The organism is Fodinicola acaciae, from assembly GCF_010993745.1.
GTDB lineage: Bacteria > Actinomycetota > Actinomycetes > Mycobacteriales > HKI-0501 > Fodinicola > Fodinicola acaciae.
Genome location: NZ_WOTN01000003.1, coordinates 1,556,862 through 1,579,035 on the forward strand (window position 1 = coordinate 1,556,862; position 22,174 = coordinate 1,579,035).

Below are 22,174 nucleotides of genomic sequence, written 5' to 3' on the forward strand. Positions count from 1 at the left end.
CCTTTGTTAGCGTAAAAACATGACTGATTCCGGGATGGCCGCGGTCGACGGTGGCGAGCTTTACTACGAATCCGCCGGCGAGGGCCGGCCAGTCGTGCTGTCGCACGCGGGCTTTCTGACCCACCGCATGTGGGACGAACAGTTCGCGCTGCTGGCCAGGACGCACCGGGTCGTACGCTTCGACGCTCGCGGTCACGGCCGGTCGTCAGTCGTGACCGAGGAATACCGGCCGTACGAGGATTTGCGGCAGTTGCTGGATTTTCTCCGCATCGACCGCGTCACGATCGTCGGCAACTCGCTGGGCGGCCGGACCGGCGTCGACTTCGCGTTGACCTGTCCGGAAAGGACCGCGGCGCTGGTGACGGTCGCCGGCGGCGCCAGCGGAATGGACATCCACGATCCGGCGATCGTGGCGCTCAACCAGCGGCTGGCGACCGTGACGACGGTCGAGGACGGCCTCGAGATTTTCCTGCGCATGTGGGTCGACGGTCCGCGCCGCACGCCGGACCAGGTCGACCCGGCCGTACGCGAGCTCTGCCGGCGGCTGGCCGCGGAAACCGCCAGCCGGCACAACATCATGGCCACTTTCCAGTCGATGCGTGAGGTGCGGGCGATCGACCGGCTGGAGGAGGTCGCCGTGCCGGTGCTCGCGATGGTCGGCGACCTCGACGCCACCGACATCGAGGACATCGCCGAACGACTCGGAAAGCGTGGCCGCAAGGTGCTGATCCCCGGTGCCGGCCACATGATCAGCCTTGAGCAGCCGGAAATCTTCAACCGTACGCTGCTGGACTTCCTTGCCGGCCAGGAGAGCCGATCGCGGCGAAACAGCGGATGAACATCGACCAACATCGACGACCGTCCGTACATATGTGCGGTCAGCGCTTACTATTTGATCTACGGCCACCTACACCAAGTGAGGACCGTTGGCACTCGACCGCAGCCAGCACCAGGGCCTGTACGGCGAGTCGTTCGTGCGCGTACTCGCGTCGGCGGCGGGTCTCACAGTGGCGCGGCCGGACCTGGATGTGGACGGCACCGACTTCACGCTCGGTTACCCCGGCGCGCTCGGCACCCAGCGGCATCCGAAGATCGAGGTGCAGGTCAAGTCGTGGGCCCGGCGGCGCGCGCGGCTGCGGGATGGTTACTGGCGTTACCATCTGCGAGCGCGACACTTCAACGAACTCGCCGGAGACCACTTCGCGCTGCCGCGTTATCTCATCGTGGTCATTGTGCCTGACGATTACCGAGAGTACATTTCGGTAGACCACGATGCGGCGCGGCTCCGTCACGCCGCTTACTGGCAGTCACTGGAGCGACACGATCCGGTCACGCTGGCTCCGAACAGCAGGGTGTCGGTGCCGATACCGGAGAAGAACCTGCTCACGGTGGATGCCTTGGTTGGCCTGATGGCGTCCGGGGAGCCGACCAGGATGGGGGTGTGAGCCGTGATAGCCGGACTGACCGCCAACGAGCTCGCCTTCGTCGACCTCACCGACCTCGTCTCGTACCTGCGCTCACGTGGCTGGCAGGAAGCAGGAAAATACGCGCGCGCGGTGATCTGGACCCGTGACCTGCGCGATGGCCAGGCCGAGGTGCTGGTGCCGGAGCGGTCCGACCTGCTCGACTATCCGCGCCGGGTCGGTGACATCGCGCGTACGCTCTCGGCGGTCGAGCGCCGGTCGGTCGGCGCGGTCCTGCAGGATCTGCTGTCGTCGCGGATCGACGTGCTGCACGTCCGTACGCTGCCTGGCGGCGCGGTCCCGCTGCTGGAGGGTTATCTGGCGGTCAAAGGCGTCAGCGACCTGCTGCTGGCGGCGGCGACCGCCGCCGTGTTGCCCGAGCGGCCGCCGGTGCTGCCGACCCGCAAGCCGTTTCGCGAGCGCGCGCAGGAGTTCGTCGACCAGGTGCGGCTCGGCCAGCCGGCGGACGGCAGCTATGTGCTGCGGGTCGAGGTGCCGCTGCCGGCGCCGGACGTCGTACCGCTGGTGTCCAGCCGCGACGTGATGACGTTCCTCTACCAGGCCAGCAGCTCGGCGCTGGAGGCCGCCGACGAGGTGCACGGCGACGATCTGTCCGAGTTCAACGAGCGGGTCGGCGACGGCGTCTCAGCCAACCTGTGTGCCGCGCTCGCGGCGATCGGCGGCGAGCGGCAGAGTCCGTACGAGCTGAGCTTCGGCTGGGCCCAGGCACAGCCGGTGGAGCACGACACGCCGTCGCTGCGGTTCGACCAACGCGCGATCGGCACGCTGCGGCGCGCCAGCGGCTATCTGAGCGCGCTGCCGGTGACCGAGTCGGCGATCGTCATCGGCCGGGTCGTCGAGCTGCACCGCGGCCGCACCGACAAGCTCGGCAAGGTGACCCTCAAAGGCGATCTGGAGGCCAGCGGCGTCGGCCGGCGCGAAGGCCGCGTGACGGTGCGACTCGACCCGCGCGCGTACGACGTCGCGCTGACCGCGCACGCCAACGACCAGCTGCTGCGCGTCACCGGCAGCCTGCGCGACACCGGCCGGCGCTATGAGATCAGCCGGGTCGACAGCGTACGAACGGTGCAGGCCTGACGCGTCGCGAGAACCCGCGACGAAGACAAGCTGGCGCAGCCGCGCGCTGCGCCGACCGACGCCCACCGACGACGCAATCGGATTCCGATCGCGTCGTCGGCCGTGGAGTATTGACAAAAAGAATTTGTACGTACAGACTTTTTTGTGCGATGAGAGATGTCATGTACCTGGAGCAGATCCAGCAGGCCGAGGCGCTGCTCAAGCAGCCGCGCATCGACGTGCTGCGGCAGCTCGCCGAGCCGCACTCGTGCACGGAGGTCGCGGGCCGCCTCGACCTGACCCCGCAGCGCGTCTACTACCACGTGAAACGCCTGGTGGACGCGGGTCTGGTGAGCCAGGTGTCGGAGCGGCGGGTACGCGGCATCAGCGAAGGCGTCTACCAGGCGACGGCCCGCTCGTACTGGCTCTCGCCGCGGCTGGTCGGCCGGATCGGCGGCCTGCGCCGGGCGAGGGACGAGCTGAGCCTCGGCTATCTGCTGGATCTGACCGAGGAGATCCAGGCCGATGTGGCCGCGCTGGACCGCACCCGGCCGGAGCTGCCGTCGATCGGCGTGTCCGGCGAGATCCACGTACGCCCGGAGGACCGCCAGGCGTTTCTCGACGACCTCAAGCACACGCTGCAGGACCTGTTCACCCGTTACGGCGGCGCCGAAGGAGACGCGTTCAAGCTCGCCGTCGCCTGCTATCCCAAGGAGCACCACGATGACCGAGCCGATGACACTGCGCCTGCGTGCGAAGGCTCCGCTGACGACGGTCCGCCAAGCGCTGACTGACCCGGTCCAACTGCGGGCGTGGCTGTCCGAGCACGCCGAGGTGGAGCTGCCGGACCGGTACGCGTTCTGGGGCCGCTACACGCCGGGCCTGGAGCCGAGACAGCGGCTGCTGCACGCCGACGACCGGTCGCTGCGGTTCGTCTGGCGGCTGGACGACATCGACACCACCGTCGACATCCGCCTCGCCGAAGCCGGACCGGACACCACCGAGCTGACGCTCACGCAGTCCGACATGCCGTCCTTCGCCGACATGCTCGCCGGCAAAGGCGACCGCGCCATCGTGCACACGTTCTGGGCTCTGGCGCTGGCAAACCTGGTCGATCACGTGGAAGGCCGCGACCTCACGCCGAAAGGCGACCTGACCTCGCCGGTCATGCGCGAGGAGGTGCTGATCGACGCGACCCCGGCAGAGGTGTACGAGTCGCTGACCGACGAGGAGGTCTTCGCGCGGTGGTTCGGCGCCAAGGTCGGCATCGAGCCGCGGGTCGGCGGCCGGTGGGCCATGGGTGGCTTCGACGCCGGCGGCGAGTACGGCAAGATCCTGGAGCTGGAACCCGGTCGCAAGATGGTGATCAGGTGGCCGGACGAGCAGGTCACCAGCTGGGAGCTCGCCGACTCGGGCGGCAGGACGCGGCTGACGTTCGTGCAGAGCGGCTTCGACTCCGGCCAGCCGCCGTACGGCGCGTGGCTCGGCTGGCTCGGTGGCCTGGCCGAGCTTCGCCGCTATCACGAGATCCCCGGCTGGCAGCCGGTCTGGCAGCAGATCGCGGTCGACGGCCTGGACGCCGACCTGCTCACGTACGGCTGACGCGACACGCCGGTCGAGGTGCGATAACGGGTGGTTGGCCGGCACGGCGGGCATCCTGGTGGCATGCTCCCCGTCCCATCGGGCGACGGCGCTCCGCGGCTGGAGCTTCCGGTGGAGCGCCGATACCGGGTGCCGGCCCGCTGGCCGGCGACCCGCGTGCCGCGCGGCGAGACCGAGGTGCGAGCCGCCTGCGCCTGGCTGCGGCACGAAAACCTGGTGCTGCGGCAGCTGTCCGTACGCGACCTGATGGCGCTGTTCCAGCCGTACTTCCTGGCCGGCTACACCACCCGCGACCTGGTCGAGGCGATCGAGACCGGTCCGGACGGCGAGGCGCAGGACGGCGAGCCGCCGTTGCTGAGGTGGGGTGCCAGCCGGATCCTGCAGTGGACCCGCAACCGGCTGGACAGCTGGCGCGACCCCGCCTCCGGCCAGCCGATCCCGCCGCCGTCCGCCGCCGAGGCCACCGAGCGCGCGCGAGCCGCCGCCGAGCACGAGCAGCGGCAGCGTACGTACGAGGAGCAGCGCGCCGCCGCCGTACAGGCCGCGCAGTCGCCGGCCGCGCAGGAGGCGCTGCGGCTAGCTCGCCGGCACCGTCGCCGCTAGCCTCGCGCGCTTCGCCGCGCGGCGGCGACGCCAGCGGCGGAAAGCCCAGAAGAAGAACAGCGCCATCACCGCGATGAAGAAGATCACCAGCACTGGTACGAAAATCGCGACGAGCACCAGCACCACCGACACGAAGTCCTCGATCAGGCTGGCCACCGGCGCGCCGACGCCGGCCGTCGTCACGTTCACCGCCGCGCGGGTGACCGCCTTGCCGCCGTGGAAGAACAGCGCGACGACCACGCCGATGACCACCGGCAGCCAGTTGCCGTTCTGGAAGAACGTCGACGGGTCGGCGAGCGTGAACGTCTCACCGCTGGCCGCCGCGCCAAACGTGATGCCGCCGCTGGTCGGTCGTACGACCGTCTGGATGATGTCGTTGACGTGGTCGATCGCCGGCACCTTGTCGGCGACGAACTCGATGACCAGCAGCACCGTGAGGATGCCGAGCACCCACGGGTTCTCGAGCCAGGACCAGCCCGGCGGCACGGTGATCACGTCGGTGAACCGGCCGAGCAGGCCGACCGCCAGCAGCGGCAGATACGCGTTCATGCCGGAGGAGGCCGCCAGCCCGGTCCCCGTCAGCGCCTCGATCATGGTCGTCCTTCTTGCTCGCCTGCCTGGCTAAGAGCTTCCCATGCTTACGCCACAGCCGGGTCGGTTACGTCGGTCGGGATGCACGCATGGTGGCCATGCACACGCCCAACGCACGCATGGTGGCCATGCGCGCATCCGACGCACGCATGGTGGCCTTGCGTGCATCTGGGTCCCGTCGGTGGCTGGTCGCCGAAACTGTCGGTGGCGGCTGGAAGACTGGCTTCAGGGGACCTCGGTCCCCCAGGGGCCCCGGGGGACCCCCGAATTCAATTCTTCCGGGGGCGGCCGACAGTTTTGGCGAGGATGCGACCGAGTGCCACGGCGCGCGGCAGAAGGCGGCGGGGGCGTCAGAGGGTGGCGGCTACGGCATCGAGGTGGGCGAGCATGCGTACGACCGCCGGCGGCCGGCTACGGCCGGCCAGAGTCGCGGCGAAGATGCGGCGCTCGGCGACATCGTCGGCGTGCAGCCGCAGCAGTACGAGATCGGCTGGTGCGATGCGTACGGCCAGCGCCGGCACCAGCGCGACACCGAGGCCGGCGGCGACGCAGCCGAGCTTGCCGGTCCACTCCGCCGCGACCAGGTCGATCCGCGGCGCGAAGCCAGGCGCCCGGCTGGCACGCAGCAGGGTGTCCCCCGGCGCCGGCCGGCCGACCACGAAGGCGTCGTCGGCCAGCTCCACCAGCCGTACGGTCTTGCGCGCCGCCAGCCGGTGATCGCGCGGCACCGCCACCAACATCCGCTCGTCGAGCAGGTGGTGCAGGTCGAAGCGGTCCGCGTCCAGCGGCTGGTCCGGCACCGCGCTCACCACGGCGAGGTCGGCGTCGCCGGCGGCCAGCCGATCCAGCAGCCGCGGCGTGATGCCTTCGACCAGCGACAACGCCACACCGGGATGTGCCTCGCGAAAGGCGGCCATCGCGCGCGGTACGAGCGCGGCGACCGCGGTCGGAAACGCGCCGATGCGTACGCGGCCGGCACCGACCTCCCCGACCGCGGCCAGCTCGCGCCGCGCGATCGTCATCCGCTCGACGATCGCCTCCGCGTGCGGCAACAGCGCGCGACCCTGCTCGGTCAGCGCCACACCGCGCGGCAGCCGGTCGAAAAGCCGCGCACCGGCCTGCGTCTCCAACGCCACGATCTGCCGCGACACCGCCGACTGCGTGTAGCGCAGCGTCTCGGCGGCGCGGGTGATCGACCCCTGCCGCGCCACCACACAGAAGACTTCGAGCGATTCGATCTGCATGCTAAGACAGCATGCCAGCCATGCCAAAGACTCGTTTGTCGCATGGCAGACCACGAGCTTCACTGAAGCCATGACGTTGACTCTCGACAACCCCACCACAGTGCCGGCGCCGGCCGGACCGTACGCGCACGTCGCTCGCATCGACCTCGGCGACCGCGCGCTGCTCGTGCTCTCCGGCCAGATCGCCGCCGACGAGAACGGCGAGGTCCACGGCGACATCGTCGCGCAGTCGGAACGGATCTTCGAGCTCGTCCGCGGCATCCTCGAAGCGCACGGCTCCAGCTTCGAGCAGGTCGCGCACATCCGGACGTTCATGACCGACCTCGACGACCTGCCCGGCTATGGCACCGTACGCCGCCGGCTGTTTCCGCACGCACCGGCCAGCACGACCGTCGAGGTCTCCCGCCTGTTCAAACCCGGCGCGCTGCTGGAGGTCGAGGTGACAGCGGTGGCCGGATGACCTGCCGAGGGAGGGAGCGGTCACCCGGCCAGCCGCTGATCTCCAGCCTACGGCGCGGCACTGTCAGAGCGCTGTCACGTTGCTGGCGAATGCGAGCAGGGCGGCGTTGACCTCGGCCGGCCGCTCCTGCTGCAGCCAGTGGCCGGCGCCGGCGAGCAGCCGCGACTCGCGCAGGTCGGCCAGCGCCAACTGCTGGATCGCGGCCACCTGTTCCGCGCCAAACCAGTGCAGCACCGGATCGCGGTCGCCGGCAAGGAACAGCGCCGGCGGCGCGATCCTGACACCGGACCACGGGGCGGTCAGGGCCCAGTTGCGGTCGATGTTGCGATACCAGTTGAGCGGACCGCGCAGGCCGGTCGTGGCGAAGTCGCGCGCGTACGTGGCGATGTCGTCGCGCGTGAGCCAGGCCGGCAGCGTCTCCGGCTCCGGCCAGATCGCCGCGAAGCCGCCGTCCGGCACGATCAGCTCGCGGATCTGCGGGCTGTCGCCGGACACGCCGACCAGCAGCCGGCCGAAGGTCGCGGTCAGGTCGGCCTCCAGCTCCGCCTCCGCCACGCCGGGCGCCTGGAAGTAGTTCTGGTAGAAGCGCTCGCCGAACCGCTTGGTCATCACACCGAGCGGCGGCACCGGCGACCGGGGCGTCGCCGGCACGCTCAGCGACGCCACGCCTCGTACGAGATCGGGCCGCAGCAGCGCGGTGTTCCAGGCCACCGGCGAGCCCCAGTCGTGGCCGACGACCAACGCGTCCGGCGCACCGAGCGCGCCGATCAGGCCAACCACGTCACCGACCAGATGCAGGATCGTGTAGTCGGCGATGTCGGCCGGCTGGTCGGTGCCGGGATAGCCGCGCTGGTTCGGCGCGACCGCGTGGAAGCCGGCCTCGGCGAAGGCGACCAGCTGGTGCCGCCACGAATACCAGCTCTCCGGAAAGCCGTGCAGCAGCACGACGAGCGGGCCTTCGCCGGCCTCCGCCACGGCCATCCGCAGGCCGTTCGCGTCGATGGTGCGGTGCCTGATCTCGGTCATGACAACGATTCTGCTCTCGGCTTCCGACAGTCCCGCGCCGGACCTCCAGCCATCGTTACGCCACGAAACTCTTCGTCGCGTCCACCATCCGGGCGGCCAGCTCGCGCGTACGGTCGACCAGCGCCGGCGGCCCCTCGATCCGGTACGGCACGCCGATCATCGCGACCGTCGTCGCCAGCCAGTCCCACTGATCCGCCGCCGTCACATAACGACACGAGCCGGCGTCGATCGCCTCCAGCGACCCCGCCTCGGCCGCCAGCCGCTCCGACACGACCTCGACCGGAGCGCCGAAGCGTACGACCGCGTGCTCGGCGGTGACGCGCGGACCCGGCCGTACGAAGCTGACCGGCTCGTCCGGCACCTCGCGCGGCCGGAATGTGCTGCCCGGAACAGAAAGCTCGGCGATCCGCTCCAGCCGGAAGGTCCGCCAGCCGGCCCGATCCACGTCCCAGCCGAGCAGATACCAGCGGCGGCCGAGCAGCAGCTGCCGATACGGCTCGACCCGCCGCACGCTGCTCTCCCCCGACCGGCTGGTGTAGGAAAACCGCACGTCCTGACGCGCGTACGCGGCCATGCTCAGCCGCTGGAGCACGGTCAGGTCAAGGCCTGATTGTCGCGACGCGGTCTCCGTCGACGCGACCAGCGCCTCGACGCGATAGCGCAGCCGTGCCGGCAGCACCTGCTCGAGCTTGCGCAACACGCCCTCCACCTGCGGAAACGCGGCAAATCGCAGGCCGACGACGGTCGCCACCGCCTCCTCGTCGGTCAGCAGCAACGGCGGCATCGCGCGCCCGGCGACCAGCCGATAGCTGCCGCCGGGACCGCGCTCGGACACCACCGGATAGCCGAGCTCCTTGAGCCGGTCGAGGTCGCGGCGCAGCGTACGCGGCGAGGTCGCCAGCCGGCGGGCCAGCTCGGCACCGGACCAGCCGCGGCCGTCCTGCAACAGCGACAGCAGCTCCAGCATCCGTACGCTCGGACCGTTCATAATTGTGGTCATTATATGGCCACAACCGCTCATAGCGTACGACTCATGGCTCACCTCACCGTGCGCGGAGCGCGCGAGCACAACCTCAAGGACATCGACCTCACACTGCCGAAACGCCAGCTCATCGTGGTCACCGGCGTGTCCGGCTCCGGCAAGTCGTCATTGGTGTTCGACACGATCGCGGCCGAGTCGCAGCGCCAGCTCAACGAGACCTACACGACCTTCGTCCGCAACCGGCTGCCGCGCTATGGCCAGCCGGATGTCGACAGCATCGACAACCTGTCCGCCGCGATCGTCGTCGACCAGCGCCGCCTCGGCGGCAACTCGCGGTCGACGGTCGGCACGGTCACCGACATCCATCCGCTGATGCGACTGCTGTGGTCGCGCGAAGGCCGTCCTTTTGCCGGATATTCCAACGCTTTCTCCTTCAACGAGCCGGCCGGCATGTGCCAGCGCTGCCACGGAATCGGCCGCGTACGCACGATCGACCTCGACCAGTTGGTCGATCGCCGGCTTTCGTTGAACGACGGCGCGATCCGGTTTCCGACCTTCGACACCGGCAGCTGGATGTGGCGTACGTTCGCCAACTCTGGCTTGTTCGACAACGACAAACCGCTCGCCGCGTACGACGGCGCCGAATGGGACGCGTTCCTGCACGGCGTCGAGGACCCGCCGAAAAACTACGAAGGACTGCTGCACCGGTTCGAACGTATCTGGCTGCCGAAAGACCCCGAGTCGCTGAAAGGCCGGACACGGCAGGCTTTCGAGCGCGTTGTCACGCAGTCGATCTGTCCCGACTGTGGCGGCGCGCGGCTCAACGCGGCCGCGCTGGAGTCCAAAGTGGACGGTCTGAGCATCGCCGACTGCGCTGCGATGGAGGCCGCTGATCTGGCCGAGGTCGTACGCGCCTGGACCGGCCCTGTCGCCACCGCTTTGCTGGCACAGCTGGAAAGACTCGTCGGCATCGGCCTGGGCTATGTCACTTTGGACCGGCCGACGACGACGCTGTCCGGCGGCGAGTCGCAGCGCGTGAAGATGGTGCGACACCTCGGCAGCGGTCTCACCGACATGACCTACATCTTCGACGAGCCGACCATCGGCCTGCATCCGCGCGATGTCGGCCAGCTGGTCGGCCTGCTGAAAGACCTGCGCGACAAGGGAAACACCGTGCTGGTCGTGGAGCACGATCCGGACGTCATCGAGGCCGCCGACCACGTGGTCGACCTCGGACCGGGTGCCGGACCGTCCGGCGGCGAGGTGGTGTACGAAGGTTGCGTACGCGGCCTGGTAAACGCCGACACGCCAACCGGCCGGCATCTGCGGAGACGGCCGTCATTGCGTGCGGAGGTGCGTAAACCGACCGGTGCGATCGCCATCCGCGGTGCCGACAAACACAATCTCGACAACGTCGACGTGGACGTGCCGACCGGAGTGCTGACGGTCGTCACCGGCGTCGCCGGCTCCGGGAAAAGCACGCTGGTGCGCGGATATCTGCCGGACGCGGTCGTCATCGACCAGGGCGCGGTCCGCGGCTCACGCCGGTCGAGCATCGCCACCTACACCGGCGTTCTGGACCGCGTCCGCACGCTGTTCGCCGAGGAAAACGGTGTCAGCAGCGGACTTTTCAGTCCCAACGCGGAAGGTGGCTGTCCGGGCTGCCACGGGCTCGGCCTGGTCCACACCGACCTGGCGTTCCTGGATCCGATGGTCAGCGTGTGCGAACAGTGTCGTGGCCGCCGGTTCACCGAGGCCGCGCTTCGCTACCGATGTCGCGGACTCGACATCGGTCAGGTGCTGGAACTGACGGCACGAGACGCGTGCGAGGTCTTCGACGAGCCGCCGACACGCGCGGTGCTGGAGCGGCTGATCGAGGTCGGCCTGGACTATCTTTCGTTGGGACAGCCGCTGAACACGCTGTCCGGCGGCGAGCGGCAGCGGTTGAAACTTGCCGACGAGCTCGGCCACTCCGGCCGCACGTACGTCTTCGACGAGCCGACGACCGGCCTGCACATGTCCGATGTGGACGGTCTGGTCGCGCTGCTCGACCGGCTGGTCGACGGCGGCCGTACGGTCGTCGTCATCGAACACAACCTCGACGTGATCGCCCGTGCCGACTGGATCATCGACCTCGGTCCCGGTCCCGGCCGGCGCGGCGGCCAGGTGGTTTTCCAAGGCACGCCGGTCGATCTCGTCCGCGCCGGTCACTCGCTGACCGGCGAGCACCTGCGTAAATCGGGTGACAACCGGCGCCGGCGCGGTTAGCGTCTGCCCACCACGGTCAGAAGGAGTCCAGATGCGCCAGTCCGCACAGGTGATGACGAGCAACCATCCGGCCCTCTGCCTGTGGACAGGACGTGAAGACTCTCAACCTCGGAATTCTCGCACATGTTGACGCCGGCAAGACCAGCCTGACCGAGCGACTGCTGCACGCGACCGGCGTGATCGACCGGATCGGCAGCGTCGACCGCGGCACGACCCAGACCGACACGCTGGAGCTGGAGCGCCAGCGCGGCATCACGATCCAGTCGGCGGTGGTGTCCTTCACCATCGGCGAGCTGACCGTCAACCTCATCGACACGCCCGGTCACTCGGATTTCATCGCCGAAGTCGAGCGTGCCCTGCGGGTGCTCGATGGCGCCGTGCTGGTCGTCTCGGCGGTCGAAGGCGTGCAGCCGCAGACCCGGATTCTGCTGCGTACGCTGGAAAGCCTGCGGATCCCGACGCTGCTGTTCGTCAACAAGATCGACAGGACCGGCGCCGCGTACGCGGAGATCCTGGCGCAGATCAAGCGGAAACTCGGTGTCGTCGGCGTGCCGATGTCGGCCGTCGCCGACGTCGGCACGCGGTCGGCGCGTACGACGGCGATCGCGCCGGACCGGTGGGTCGAGACGCTTGCCGAGAACAGCGACGAACTCCTCGCGTCCTATGTGGACGGACGCGAGATCAACGCCGCTGACAACCGGCGCGAGTTGGCCCGGCAGACGGCGGCCTGCCTGGTGCGGCCGGTGTTCTTCGGCTCGGCCGTGACAGGTGCCGGTGTCGAGGCGCTGATCGAGGGCATCCACGACCTGCTCCCGGCGGCCGACGGCGACAACAGCGGTCCGCTTTCCGCGCGTATCTTCAAAATCGAGCGGTCGCCGGCCGGCGAGAAGCTGGCGTACGCACGTGTGCTCTCCGGCTCCGTCAGGACACGGCAGCGGGTCGACTGGCAGCGTGGATCGGGAAAAGTGACCTCGCTGCAGGTCTTCCAGCACGGCGGAGCAGTGCCGGCCACGCACGCGGTGGCCGGTCAGATCGTCAAACTCGGCGGCCTGCCGGACATCCGGATCGGCGACCAGATCGGCCTCGCCAGCGCCGGCGCCGACTCGGCTTTCGCGCCGCCCACCTTGGAAACCGTCGTCACCGCGGCCGACTCGGTCGGACTTTTCCTGGCACTGCAGAATCTGGCCGACCGCGATCCGCTGATCGCCGTGCGGCGAAACGACAACGTCATCACCGTACGTCTCTACGGCGAGGTGCAGAAGGAAGTCATCGCCTCCCAGCTGGCGACCGAGTTCGGCGTCGAGGTCGGTTTCGCCGAAACGCGGACGATCCACGTCGAGCGGCCGGCCGGCGTCGGTCACGGCCTGCACGAGCTGACCCGGCACGGACCGATCCTGTTCCCCGCCGGCATCGGCCTTCGCGTCGAGCCAGGCGAGGGCGTCGACTATCGGATGGAGGTGGAGCTGGGGTCGCTGCCGCTGTCTTTTCACACCGCCATCGAGGAAACCGTACGCCACGAGCTGCGACACGGCCTGTTCGGCTGGGAAGTCACCGATGTCACGGTCACGCTCACGCACAGCGGTTTCTGGAGTCCGGTGAGCACTGCCGGAGATTTCCGCCAACTGACACCGATCGTGCTGCGCCAGGCGCTGGAGGCCGCCGGCACGCAGGTGTACGAGCCGATGCACCACTTCGACCTGGAAGTGCCGGACGGCACGCTCGCCGCGGTGCTCGGGCGGCTCGCCGAATGCGGTGCGCAGCCGCGGGAAACCGTCGTACGCGATGGAGTTTGCCTGCTGGAAGGGGTGATTCCGGCCGGCCGGGTGCACGATTTCGAGCGGCAGCTGCCCAGCGCCTCTCAGGGCGAAGGCGTGCTTCGGACGCGTTTCGCCGGATTTCGGCGCGTTGCCGGACAACCACGCGACGCTCTACGGTGATCCGGTGACGATTCTGGTGACTGGTGCGACCGGCAATGTCGGTGGCGAGGTGGTGCGCGCGGTGGCCGCCGCGGGTGGCAAGCCGCGCGCCTTGGTGCGTAACGAAAATCGACCGGTGTTCCAAGGCGCAGAGGTCGCTGTCGGCGATCTCAACGACCCGTCGTCGATGGCGGCGGCGCTGGAGGGCATCACCGGCGCGTTCGTGCTCAGCGGCTATGCCGACATGACCGGACTGCTCGCCGCGATCCGCGACGCCGGCGCGAAACGCGTCGTGCAGCTGTCCGGCGGCTCGGCCGGCCTCGACAACCTCGACAACGCCGTCACCGCCTACATGGCGCGGTCGGAGCAGGCCGTACGTGCGTCCGGTGTGCCATACACGATCCTGCGGCCGAGCGCGTTCATGTCCAACACCTTCGAATGGACATCGCAGCTGGCCGAGTCCGACACCGTACGCGCCGCGTTTCCCGATGTGGCGGCCGCGGTCATCGACCCGGCCGACATCGCCGCGGTCGCGGCGGCCGCGCTGGTCGGCGGCGGCCACGAGGGCCAGACGTATCGGCTGACCGGACCGGGGGCATTGCTGCCGGCCGATCGCGCGCGCATTCTCGGCGAAGTGCTCGGCCGCGACATCTCGTTCGTCGGTCTGACCAACGAGCAGGCCCGCGAAGAGATGACGGCGGCCATGCCGGTCGAATATGTCAACGCCTTCTTCAACTTCTACGTCGAAGGCGCGCTCGACGAGTCCCCCGTTCTCCCCACCGTCTCCGACATCCTGGGCCGGCCTCCGCGCACCTTCCGCGACTGGTGCACCACCCACGCCGCCGCCTTTCAGTGAGAGTGGGTGGAATCCGGTGAGCCGCTCATCATGCGGAGCATCGGGAGGCCGCCGGTGCGTACGAACCGGAGGACCAGCACCGCGGCCAGGACCAGGAAGGCGATGTTGAGCCAGGTGGTGTAGTTCCAGCTGATGCCGGTCTCCATCAAGGTCATGCCGCGCTGCGCCGGGATCAGTTGCAGCGCGCCGAAAACAAGCTCGACCAGATAGCCGGCCAGCACCATCGACAGATAGAAAGCGCCGGTGAGGATCGCGGCCATCTTCAGTCCGTAGTATTTCCGGTAGATGTTGATGATCGGCAGGATGATCAGGTCGGCGAAGATGAAGGCGACCACGCCGCCGAAGCTGATGCCGCCGTTCCACAGCACGAGCGCGAGCGGCACGTTTCCGATGGAGCAGACGAAACTCACCACCGCGACCAGCGGACCGACGATCGGTCCCCAGATCGCCGCGAGCGTCGCGTTGTCCGAAAGGAAAAACGTCTTCCAGAAGCTGTCAGGAACCCAGGCACCGATCGCGCCGGCGATCAGCAGGCCGCCGACGATGTCCTTCCACACCGCGGCCCACTCCATCACGAAAATGTGTGACACCGCCGTGCTTCCCTGCGCCGACCGCAGCCGTTTCCACAGTGTGCCGTCCATCGCGATGCTCATGTCCATCGCGGCGTGACCCTCCATCGAGCCGGCGACACCGCGGTTGGCCTGCTCCAGCGCCTTCTCCAGCAGCTTCTTTCGCAGGAAGATCCGGAAAAGTACGGCCAGGATCACGATCATCACCGGACCGCCGACGAACTCGGCGAGGGTGAACTGCCATCCCATCAGCAGCGCCAGGATCACACCGAGCTCGATCACCAGGTTGGTGGAGGCGATCTCGAAGGCCATCGCCGCGGTGAAGTTGGCGCCTTTGCGAAACAACGACCTGGCCAGCGCGACCGCCGCGTACGAGCAGGACGAGGAGGCGACGCCGAGACCGGTGGCGATCGCGAGCGTACGCGGCCGGTCGTCGCCCAGCAGCCGGACGACCGTCGCGCGCCGGACGACCGCCTGCACGACCGCGGAGAGCACGAACCCCAGGATCAGGGCCCACAGGATCTCCCAGGTCATCGACCCGGCCATCGCCAGCGCCCTGAGGATCGCCTGGCCTGCGACATCCATGATCGGTCTCCCTCCAGCGACTCCGACATACCCCCTAGGGGTACGCCGGAGCCGACCTTACACCCGGATGCCAGTCACCGCATCCGTTGGCTAGCTCACCTGGAGCGTGACCGCCGCGGTGTGCAGCTTTCCGGCGGTCTGGAACTGCACGTACAACCGCCAGTCGCCGGCCTTGGGCAGGCTCGCGTCGAACGACAGCTTCGGTCCGCCGTTGCCGCTGGCCGCCATGCCCTGCGGATGCAGATGCGCGAAGGCCAGGTCACCGGCGCGGAAGGCGGTCAGGTGCGCGTACGTCTGCAGATATGGCTGCAGATCCGTGACCGGCTTGCCGTTTTTGCTGACCGTGATGGAAAGCGTCTCGCCTCGGTCGACGGTCAGCGTGTAACCGTCCACGGTGGTCGTCGTGGCGGCCGGTGGCAGTGGCTCGGTTTTCGCCTGCCCGGCGACGGAAACCGTGTCACTGAGGACGAACGGCTTGTTCTTCGTGCTGAAGGAGGCATACACGCGATAGCTGCCGGGAAGCGGCGGCGCGAAGGCCGCCGACCAGGTGCCGTCGGCGGCCATCTCGGGATGTACGTGCTGGAAGCCGGTCAGGTCGGAGCGGATCAGATAGAAATGCATCCGCTTGGTCTGGTCCACGTCGAAGCCGGTGACCGGCTTGCCGCCGGCGCCGAGGATCTGGAAGGCGAACGACGTCGAGCCGATGGTTTTCTGTTTCAGCGCGAGGCGAATGCCGCCGGAGCTGGCGGACAGGCCGTCTCCGGACGCCATCGCGCCATGGTCCATGCCGTGGTCCATGCCGTGGTCCATCGGAGCCGGCGCCGCGTTTCCGCAGCCGGCCAGCACGATGACGGCCGCCGTCGCGGCCAGGAACTTCTTCATTTTTGGTCGTCTTTCCGGACGTAGTGATCAGGACAGGTGGCTGTCGCTGATCACGTCCGGCTGACACACATGCTGAGCAGCAGACAGCGGCCGGCGCGCGGCGGCGGGCGGGCGCGCGGTGTCCGTACGAGCAACGTCACCGTGACCAGGCCGGCGACGATCAGGAAGGCGGAGAAGAGGAAGGTCGGCGCGGCCCAGTCGAACAGCCGCGGCATCGACGGCGTGCAGGTCGCGCTCGCGCGGTCGTCAGGCGCCGCCGGCGTGACCGTGTCGCCGCTCGCCGGCGCCATGTCGTGATGGACGTCACTGGCCATCGAGCCGCCGTGACAGCCGGTGAGCGGATCGCCGGCCGCCACGTGCATGCCGTAAAGACCAGCCAGGACACCGAAAACGAGCGCGAGCAACACCACCGCGCCGACGCGCGTGCGGGGCTCGCTCGATGTCATCGCCACCAGCCTACGGAACCGGCCGCACGCGCGTCACCTGGCGCTGGCAACGCGCCGGCCGGCCTCGTATGAACGTAGATTTGGCTGATGATCCGAGTGGCCCGCGAGGACGATCTGGAGGTCCTGCAGGACATCGAACGATCGGCCGGTCAGCCGTTCGCGGACCTCGGCATGCCGGAGATCGCCGGCGACGAGCCGCCGTCGCTGGCCGACCTGCGCGCGTACGCGGACGCCGGTCGTGCCTGGGTCTTCGAGGAGGACGGCCAGCCGGTCGCGTACGTGATCGTGGACCTCGTCGACGGCAACGCGCACATCGAGCAGGTGTCCGTACGCGCCGAGTCGGCGCGGCGCGGCATCGGTCGAGCGCTGATCGAGCAGGTGGCTGGCTGGGCTCGCGCACGCGGATGTCCGGCGCTGACGCTCACATCGTTTGTCGACGTGCCGTGGAACGTGCCGTACTACCAGCGGTTGGGGTTCGTACGCATGACCGACATCGGTCCTGAGCTGCGCGCCATCCGCGCACGCGAGGCGGCGCACGGCCTCGACCGTTGGCCGCGCGCGTGCCTACGGCTCGCGCTCTGAGCTCGCCGCATGGCCTCCCAACGGGTGGCGGGCGTGGCGTTGTGGGGACGGTGCTGGTGTGACTGCTGTGGGCCACCGTGCAGGTGAGACGGCCTGACCGAGTAGTACTTGGTCAACAGGACATCAAACCGGGCAATTGTTGCCCCTGGACATTGAGCCCGGCCCGGCGAGCAGTCACAACAGCATTACTCGCCTCGGCAGTCATACCCGCCACAGGGCTGACGGTCACGCGGACGTGACAGGCGGTCGCCGCGCCACCGGACGATGCGCACGTCGGGTGGCCCTGCGGCGTCAATAGCGGGAGGCGACAAAGAGGAAGGCCGAGGTGGGGGCCGGTTTGGTGGTGAGGCGACAACCGAACAGGCGTTAAGGTCGGGCCGTCCCGCTTCAGAACGGAAAGCCGCGATGCCTCCATCCCGCCGCCTGCTGGCCACCGATCTCGCTCAGATCGCGGTGTTCGCCGCGTTCATCGCCGTCCTCGGGCTGATGCCGGGGATCTACGTCTTCAGCAGCGCCGTGCCGATCACGCTGCAGACACTCGGCGTGATGCTCACCGGGTGCCTGCTCGGCAGCCGCCGCGCCGCGCTGACGTTGGCGCTGTTCATCGTGCTGGTGGCGGTCGGCTTCCCACTGCTCGCCGGCGGCCGCGGCGGCATCGGCGTCTTCTTCGGTCCGAGCGGCGGCTTCGTGATCGGCTGGCTGGTCGGAGCGTACGTGACCGGCCTGATCGTCGAGCGGTCGCTGCCGAAGCTCGGCTTCGTCAAGGCGCTGCTGGCCTGCCTGGCCGGTGGCGTGGTGGCGATCTACGCGATCGGCATCCCGTACTGGGCCGTCGCGGTCGGCAGCCTGACCACGGCGGCGGTCCAGTCGCTGGCGTTCATCCCCGGCGATGTCGCCAAGGCGGTGATCGTGTCACTGATCGCGGTCGCCGTGCACCGTGCGTATCCGACCATCGTCCCCGTCGCGAAGGCCCACGCCGCCAGGGCCGACGTAACCTCGTCGCGTGAAGGCTGACGGGCTGGTCGGCGCCGACCTGCGGCGCCACGCGGAGCTGCGCCCTGATGCGTTTGCGCTGGATGACGGTCAGGTCAGGGTCACCTGGTCGGAGCTGCTGGAGCGCGTGCTCGGCGCGGCGCGCGAGCTGCGGTGGCGAGGCGTACGCCCAGGCGACCGGCTCGCGCTGGAAGGCGGCAGCCCGACGCAGACGGTGACGTGGTTCCTGGCCGCCGACTGGCTCGGCGCCGCCGCGCTGGTCACCGATCCGCTCTGGTCGGCCGCCGAGCGCCGGCCCATCGACCGGGCCGCACGGCCGTCGTATGTCATCGACGCTTCTCAGACGCGCGCCTCCACCCGACCACTGAGCATCACCGGCGACGACGAGACGCTTTTCTATCTGGGCACGACCTCCGGCAGCACCGGCGGACCGAAGGTTTTCACGCGTACGCGCCGATCCTGGCACCGCACCTTTCCGGCGTTCACCGACCTCACCGGACTGTCCACAGAGGACGTCGTGCTGACCGCCGGCCGGATGTCCACCTCCGGCGGCCTTTTCGCCGTCATGCATGCGATCTCGGCCGGCGCGGGCAGCCTCATCCTGCCGGACTGGTCCCCCACCAAGGCGGCCGCGCTGGCCCGCGAGGCGACCGTCGCGCATCTCATCCCGGCGATGCTCAACGCGCTCGAGCCGATCTGGCGACAGGATCCGGCCGGGTTGCACACAATCCTCACCGTCGGCGCGAAACTCGACTCGGATCTGGCCGTACGCGTGGAAAAAGCGCTGCCGGGTTGCCGGATCGTCGAATATTACGGCTCGTCCGAGCAGTCGTTGATCAGCGCTCGTACGACCGAGCCGCCGCATTCGGTCGGCACTCCACCGTCCAATGTGGACATCGAGATCCGCGACGGTGAGGTGTTCGTACGATCTGACATGCTGTTCGCCGGCTATCTGAGCGACGGCGTACACGCCGAGGCCGGCGATTGGGTTTCGGTCGGCGACCACGGCATTCTCGATGCGAGCGGCGCATTGATTATTCACGGCCGGGGTGCGACCGTCGTCGTCAGTGGTGGCACCAAAGTCTGCGCCGAGGAGGTGGAAGCCGTGCTTCGCAACGCACCGGGCGTGACCGAGGCGGTCGTCGTCGGTCTCCCGCATCCCCGCCTCGGCCAGGTCGTCGCGGCCGTGCTGCAGCCGGCGAGCGTCGATCGCCGCGCCGTCCGGGCGTACGCGGCGGATCGGCTCAGCCCCGGCAAACGGCCGCGGCGCTGGCTGCCCGTCGACCGGATTCCCCTGACGGCGAGCGGGAAAGTCGCGCGAGCGGCGGTCGCGGAGATGCTGTCGTGAACGCGGTGATCGTCGCCGCACGGCGCACGCCGATCGGCACGACCGGCAAGTCGTTGCGGTCGGTGCCGGCCGACCGGCTCGCCGCCGCGGCGCTGACCGCGACGGCCGCCGACGCCGCGCTGGCGACCGTCGACGACGTCATCCTCGGAAATGTGATGGGTCCGGGCGGAAACACCGCGCGCGTCGCCGCGCTTTCCGCCGGTTTCGGAGAAAATGTTCCTGGCCTGACCGTCGACCGGCAGTGCGCCAGCGGCCTGGAGGCGATCAACCTCGCGGCGACCCAGGTGGTCGCCGGCCGCGGCCACGCGTATCTGGCCGGCGGTGTCGAGAGTCCGTCGACCGCGCCGTGGCGCGCCGAGCGGCCACGGATGCCCGGCCTGCCACCGAAGTTCTACGAGCGAGCGCCGTTCGCGCCGGCCGAGTACGGTGACCCCGACATGGGTCCGGCCGCCGACGCGCTGGCGGCCGCGGCCGGGATCAGCCGGCAGCGCCAGGACGAGTACGCCGCGACCAGCCACGCCCGCGCGGTGGCGGCGCAGGAGACCGGCTCGTTCGACCGCGAGATCGTGCCGGTCGCCGGCTGCGCCAGGGACGACCGGCCGCGGCGTGGCTTCGGCGTCGGCCGGTTGTCCCGGCTGCCGGCCGCGTTCGGTCCGCACGGCACGGCGACCGCCGGAAACTCCTGCGGTGTCAACGACGGCGCCGCTGTCGTCGCCGTGGTCAGCGAGATGTGGCGGATGGCCAACTGGCTGCCGGGCCTGCGGATCGTCGACTGGCAGACCGCCGCGGTGGATCCGCGCCGGCCGGGTTTCGGTCCGGTGCCGGCGATCCAGACGCTGGTCAAGCGCAACGGCCTGACCCTGGACGACATCGAGACGATCGAGTTCAACGAGGCATTCGCCGGCCAGGTGCTGGCCTGCCTCGACGCGCTCGACCTGTCGCCGCAGCGCGTCTGCCCCGACGGCGGCGCGATCGCGCTCGGCCATCCGTGGGGTGCCTCCGGCGCCGTGCTGGTGGTCCGGCTGTTCAGCCAGCTGATCGACCGGCCCGGCGCGTACGGACTGGCCGCGATCGCCTCCGGCGGCGGCCTCGGCGTGGCGACCCTCGTGCAGAGCGTCGGTCAGTGATCGAGTTCCACGGCGTATCGCACCGGTACGGCGAACGGGTCGTCCTCACCGACATTTCCCTGACAGTAGGCGAAAGACGCGTCGCGTTCATCGGCGCCAACGGCTCCGGCAAGTCGACGCTGGCGCGGATGGTCAACGGCCTGGTGTCCCCCACCGCCGGCCACGTGGTGGTGAATGGCCTGGAGGTGGCGACGGACGGCCGGTCCGTACGCAGGCAGGTCGGCTTTGTGTTCGCCGATCCGGACAGCCAGATCGTCATGCCGACGGTCGCCGAGGACGTGGCCTTTTCGTTGCGGCGCAGCGGTTTGCCGAAGGCCGGGATCGACCGCAAGGTGACCGACATTCTCGACGCGTACGGCCTGGCCGGCCACCGCGACCATCCGGCCCACCTGCTCTCCGGTGGCCAGAAGCAGTTGCTGGCGCTGATCGCGGTGCTCGTGGTGGAGCCGAAAGTGCTCGTCTGCGACGAGCCGACCACGCTGCTCGACCTGCCAAACAAACGAAAGTTCGCCGCATTGCTCGACGAGCTGCCGCAGCAGGTGCTGCTGGTCACGCACGACCTGGACGCGGTCGCGTCCTTCGACCGGGTGATCGTGCTCGACCAGGGCCGTGTGGTCGCCGACGACGTGCCGGAGCCGGCGGTGACGTTCTATCGAACCCTGGTCGGATGAGCCTGCTCGGCCTCTACCACCCGGCCTCCAGTCCGCTGCACCGCCTGCCACCGGCCGCCAAACTGATCGCGCTGCTGGTCGCCGCGATCGGCATTTTCTTCGTCACCTCACCGATCTGGACCACGGTGGCGGCCGTCGCCAGCCTCCTCCTGTATGCGCTGGCGCGTATTCCGGTGCGGCTCGCGGTGGCTCAACTGCGTCCGGTCGCCGTCGTCTTTGTCTTCGTTTTCGCCATGCAGTGGCTGCTCGCCGGCCTGCCGACCGCGGTTTTGGTCTGTACGCGGCTGATCGCGTTGATCGCTCTCGCCGGCCTGACGACGCTGACGACGCGTACGACCGACCTGGTCGCCACCATCGAGCGGGTCATCCAGCCGCTGAGCCGGTTGGGCGTCGATCCGACCCGTTTCGGCCTGCTGGTCGCGCTGACGCTGCGGTCGGTGCCGGTCCTGGCCGAGATCGCCGGCGACATCCGCGAGGCGCAGCGCGCTCGCGGAGTCGCCTGGTCGGTGCGCGGCTTCGTGCTGCCGTTCGTCATCCGTACGCTGCGCCGCACCGAGTCGCTCGGCGAGGCGCTCGCCGCTCGCGGCGTCGACGACGACTAGCCAACCCACCTGAGTCACACCACCTTGCTTGCCTCAAGAAGTGCGTGGCAGTCCCATGATCAACTCGGACAGGCCGTGGCATCCCGGCAGGTGGCGAGACGAACCACTATGTGGGACCAATAACGACCTGTAACGCTAAATGTCCGCCTTGCGGTGTTCATGGTTGACCTGACCGCCGCTCGCTGTGACTGGTGCGACTGTTGAGGCGGGCAACGCTGTTGTGACTCATGCGGGTTGGCTTGCTCGTTGCCCCTGGCTCGAGCTTTCCTCGACCGCGACGG

General features: G+C 69.1%; 23 protein-coding genes. 16 read left to right on the forward strand and 7 right to left on the reverse strand.

Features of this window, described 5'->3' with window-relative positions:
- The first annotated feature begins 19 nt into the window (after positions 1-19).
- From GNX95_RS33540 to GNX95_RS33565, 6 genes are all read left to right on the forward strand, one after another.
- On the forward strand, positions 20-838 hold the full coding sequence (locus GNX95_RS33540) for an alpha/beta fold hydrolase (RefSeq protein WP_163511659.1): 819 nt from the start codon (positions 20-22) through the stop codon (positions 836-838).
- A gap of 88 nt (positions 839-926) precedes the next feature.
- A complete protein-coding gene (locus tag GNX95_RS33545) occupies positions 927-1,445 on the forward strand; it encodes a DUF4365 domain-containing protein (RefSeq protein WP_163511660.1) in 519 nt (172 codons plus the stop codon).
- A gap of 3 nt (positions 1,446-1,448) precedes the next feature.
- Positions 1,449-2,561 carry a hypothetical protein gene (locus GNX95_RS33550; protein WP_163511661.1) on the forward strand — a complete coding sequence of 371 codons (1,113 nt, stop codon included), beginning with the start codon at positions 1,449-1,451 and terminating at the stop codon, positions 2,559-2,561.
- A gap of 149 nt (positions 2,562-2,710) precedes the next feature.
- A complete protein-coding gene (locus GNX95_RS33555) occupies positions 2,711-3,334 on the forward strand; it encodes an ArsR/SmtB family transcription factor (RefSeq protein ID WP_163511662.1) in 624 nt (207 codons plus the stop codon).
- Positions 3,264-4,142 (forward strand): SRPBCC family protein, encoded by an 879-nt coding sequence (locus GNX95_RS33560; protein ID WP_163511663.1) that lies wholly within the window; start codon positions 3,264-3,266, stop codon positions 4,140-4,142. The genes GNX95_RS33555 and GNX95_RS33560 overlap by 71 nt, the downstream gene beginning before the upstream one ends.
- Positions 4,143-4,205: 63 nt before the next feature.
- Positions 4,206-4,745 (forward strand): hypothetical protein, encoded by a 540-nt coding sequence (locus GNX95_RS33565; protein ID WP_163511664.1) that lies wholly within the window; start codon positions 4,206-4,208, stop codon positions 4,743-4,745.
- On the opposite strand, the gene GNX95_RS33570 is transcribed toward GNX95_RS33565, so the two are convergent.
- Both GNX95_RS33570 and GNX95_RS33575 read right to left on the reverse strand, forming a co-directional pair.
- Positions 4,719-5,336 carry a DUF4126 domain-containing protein gene (locus GNX95_RS33570; protein WP_222854185.1) on the reverse strand — a complete coding sequence of 206 codons (618 nt, stop codon included), beginning with the start codon at positions 5,334-5,336 and terminating at the stop codon, positions 4,719-4,721. The two genes, GNX95_RS33565 and GNX95_RS33570, sit on opposite strands and share 27 nt — an antisense overlap.
- Positions 5,337-5,686: 350 nt before the next feature.
- Positions 5,687-6,580: a LysR family transcriptional regulator gene (locus tag GNX95_RS33575; RefSeq protein ID WP_163511666.1), complete on the reverse strand. Its 894-nt coding sequence runs from the start codon at positions 6,578-6,580 to the stop codon at positions 5,687-5,689.
- 70 nt (positions 6,581-6,650) lie between these two features.
- On the opposite strand from GNX95_RS33575, the gene GNX95_RS33580 reads away from it, so the two are divergent.
- Complete coding sequence (locus GNX95_RS33580; RefSeq protein WP_163511667.1) at positions 6,651-7,040, forward strand: RidA family protein; 390 nt, start codon at positions 6,651-6,653, stop codon at positions 7,038-7,040.
- Between the two features lie 63 nt (positions 7,041-7,103).
- Here the strand turns inward: GNX95_RS33580 and GNX95_RS33585 are convergent, their stop codons facing one another.
- Positions 7,104-8,066, reverse strand: coding sequence for an alpha/beta fold hydrolase (locus GNX95_RS33585; protein ID WP_163511668.1), 963 nt, complete (start codon positions 8,064-8,066; stop codon positions 7,104-7,106).
- Positions 8,067-8,121: 55 nt separating this feature from the next.
- Positions 8,122-9,054, reverse strand: coding sequence for a helix-turn-helix transcriptional regulator (locus GNX95_RS33590; RefSeq protein ID WP_222854106.1), 933 nt, complete (start codon positions 9,052-9,054; stop codon positions 8,122-8,124).
- Between the two features lie 45 nt (positions 9,055-9,099).
- On the opposite strand from GNX95_RS33590, the gene GNX95_RS33595 reads away from it, so the two are divergent.
- The 3 genes from GNX95_RS33595 to GNX95_RS33605 all read left to right on the forward strand — a co-directional run bounded on the left by GNX95_RS33595 (position 9,100) and on the right by GNX95_RS33605 (position 14,088).
- Positions 9,100-11,316, forward strand: a complete 2,217-nt coding sequence (locus GNX95_RS33595) for an ATP-binding cassette domain-containing protein (protein WP_163511669.1) — start codon at positions 9,100-9,102, stop codon at positions 11,314-11,316.
- 92 nt (positions 11,317-11,408) lie between these two features.
- On the forward strand, positions 11,409-13,253 hold the full coding sequence (locus GNX95_RS33600; RefSeq protein WP_163511670.1) for an elongation factor G: 1,845 nt from the start codon (positions 11,409-11,411) through the stop codon (positions 13,251-13,253).
- Positions 13,254-13,257: 4 nt separating this feature from the next.
- On the forward strand, positions 13,258-14,088 hold the full coding sequence (locus GNX95_RS33605) for an NmrA family NAD(P)-binding protein (RefSeq protein ID WP_222854108.1): 831 nt from the start codon (positions 13,258-13,260) through the stop codon (positions 14,086-14,088).
- Here GNX95_RS33605 and GNX95_RS33610 read toward each other — a convergent pair.
- The 3 genes from GNX95_RS33610 to GNX95_RS33620 all read right to left on the reverse strand — a co-directional run bounded on the left by GNX95_RS33610 (position 14,082) and on the right by GNX95_RS33620 (position 16,570).
- Positions 14,082-15,242 (reverse strand): permease, encoded by a 1,161-nt coding sequence (locus GNX95_RS33610; protein WP_163511671.1) that lies wholly within the window; start codon positions 15,240-15,242, stop codon positions 14,082-14,084. The two genes, GNX95_RS33605 and GNX95_RS33610, sit on opposite strands and share 7 nt — an antisense overlap.
- A 90-nt stretch (positions 15,243-15,332) precedes the next feature.
- The gene (locus GNX95_RS33615) at positions 15,333-16,124 is read right to left on the reverse strand and encodes a hypothetical protein (RefSeq protein WP_222854109.1); all 792 of its coding nucleotides are present in this window, start codon (positions 16,122-16,124) and stop codon (positions 15,333-15,335) included.
- Positions 16,125-16,174: 50 nt separating this feature from the next.
- Positions 16,175-16,570 carry a hypothetical protein gene (locus GNX95_RS33620; RefSeq protein ID WP_163511672.1) on the reverse strand — a complete coding sequence of 132 codons (396 nt, stop codon included), beginning with the start codon at positions 16,568-16,570 and terminating at the stop codon, positions 16,175-16,177.
- A gap of 87 nt (positions 16,571-16,657) precedes the next feature.
- Between GNX95_RS33620 and GNX95_RS33625 the strand changes: the two genes are divergently transcribed.
- From GNX95_RS33625 to GNX95_RS33650, 6 genes are all read left to right on the forward strand, one after another.
- Entirely contained in the window at positions 16,658-17,152 is a 495-nt protein-coding gene (locus tag GNX95_RS33625) for a GNAT family N-acetyltransferase (protein ID WP_163511673.1), read from the forward strand.
- A gap of 405 nt (positions 17,153-17,557) precedes the next feature.
- Entirely contained in the window at positions 17,558-18,166 is a 609-nt protein-coding gene (locus GNX95_RS33630) for a biotin transporter BioY (protein ID WP_163511674.1), read from the forward strand.
- Positions 18,156-19,493 (forward strand): class I adenylate-forming enzyme family protein, encoded by a 1,338-nt coding sequence (locus tag GNX95_RS33635; RefSeq protein WP_163511675.1) that lies wholly within the window; start codon positions 18,156-18,158, stop codon positions 19,491-19,493. Before GNX95_RS33630 ends, GNX95_RS33635 begins: the two co-directional genes overlap by 11 nt.
- A complete protein-coding gene (locus GNX95_RS33640; protein ID WP_246281843.1) occupies positions 19,490-20,620 on the forward strand; it encodes a thiolase family protein in 1,131 nt (376 codons plus the stop codon). The genes GNX95_RS33635 and GNX95_RS33640 overlap by 4 nt, the downstream gene beginning before the upstream one ends.
- Entirely contained in the window at positions 20,617-21,291 is a 675-nt protein-coding gene (locus tag GNX95_RS33645; RefSeq protein WP_163511676.1) for an energy-coupling factor ABC transporter ATP-binding protein, read from the forward strand. Before GNX95_RS33640 ends, GNX95_RS33645 begins: the two co-directional genes overlap by 4 nt.
- Positions 21,288-21,893 (forward strand): energy-coupling factor transporter transmembrane component T family protein, encoded by a 606-nt coding sequence (locus tag GNX95_RS33650; RefSeq protein WP_163511677.1) that lies wholly within the window; start codon positions 21,288-21,290, stop codon positions 21,891-21,893. The genes GNX95_RS33645 and GNX95_RS33650 overlap by 4 nt, the downstream gene beginning before the upstream one ends.
- Positions 21,894-22,174: the final 281 nt, after the last annotated feature.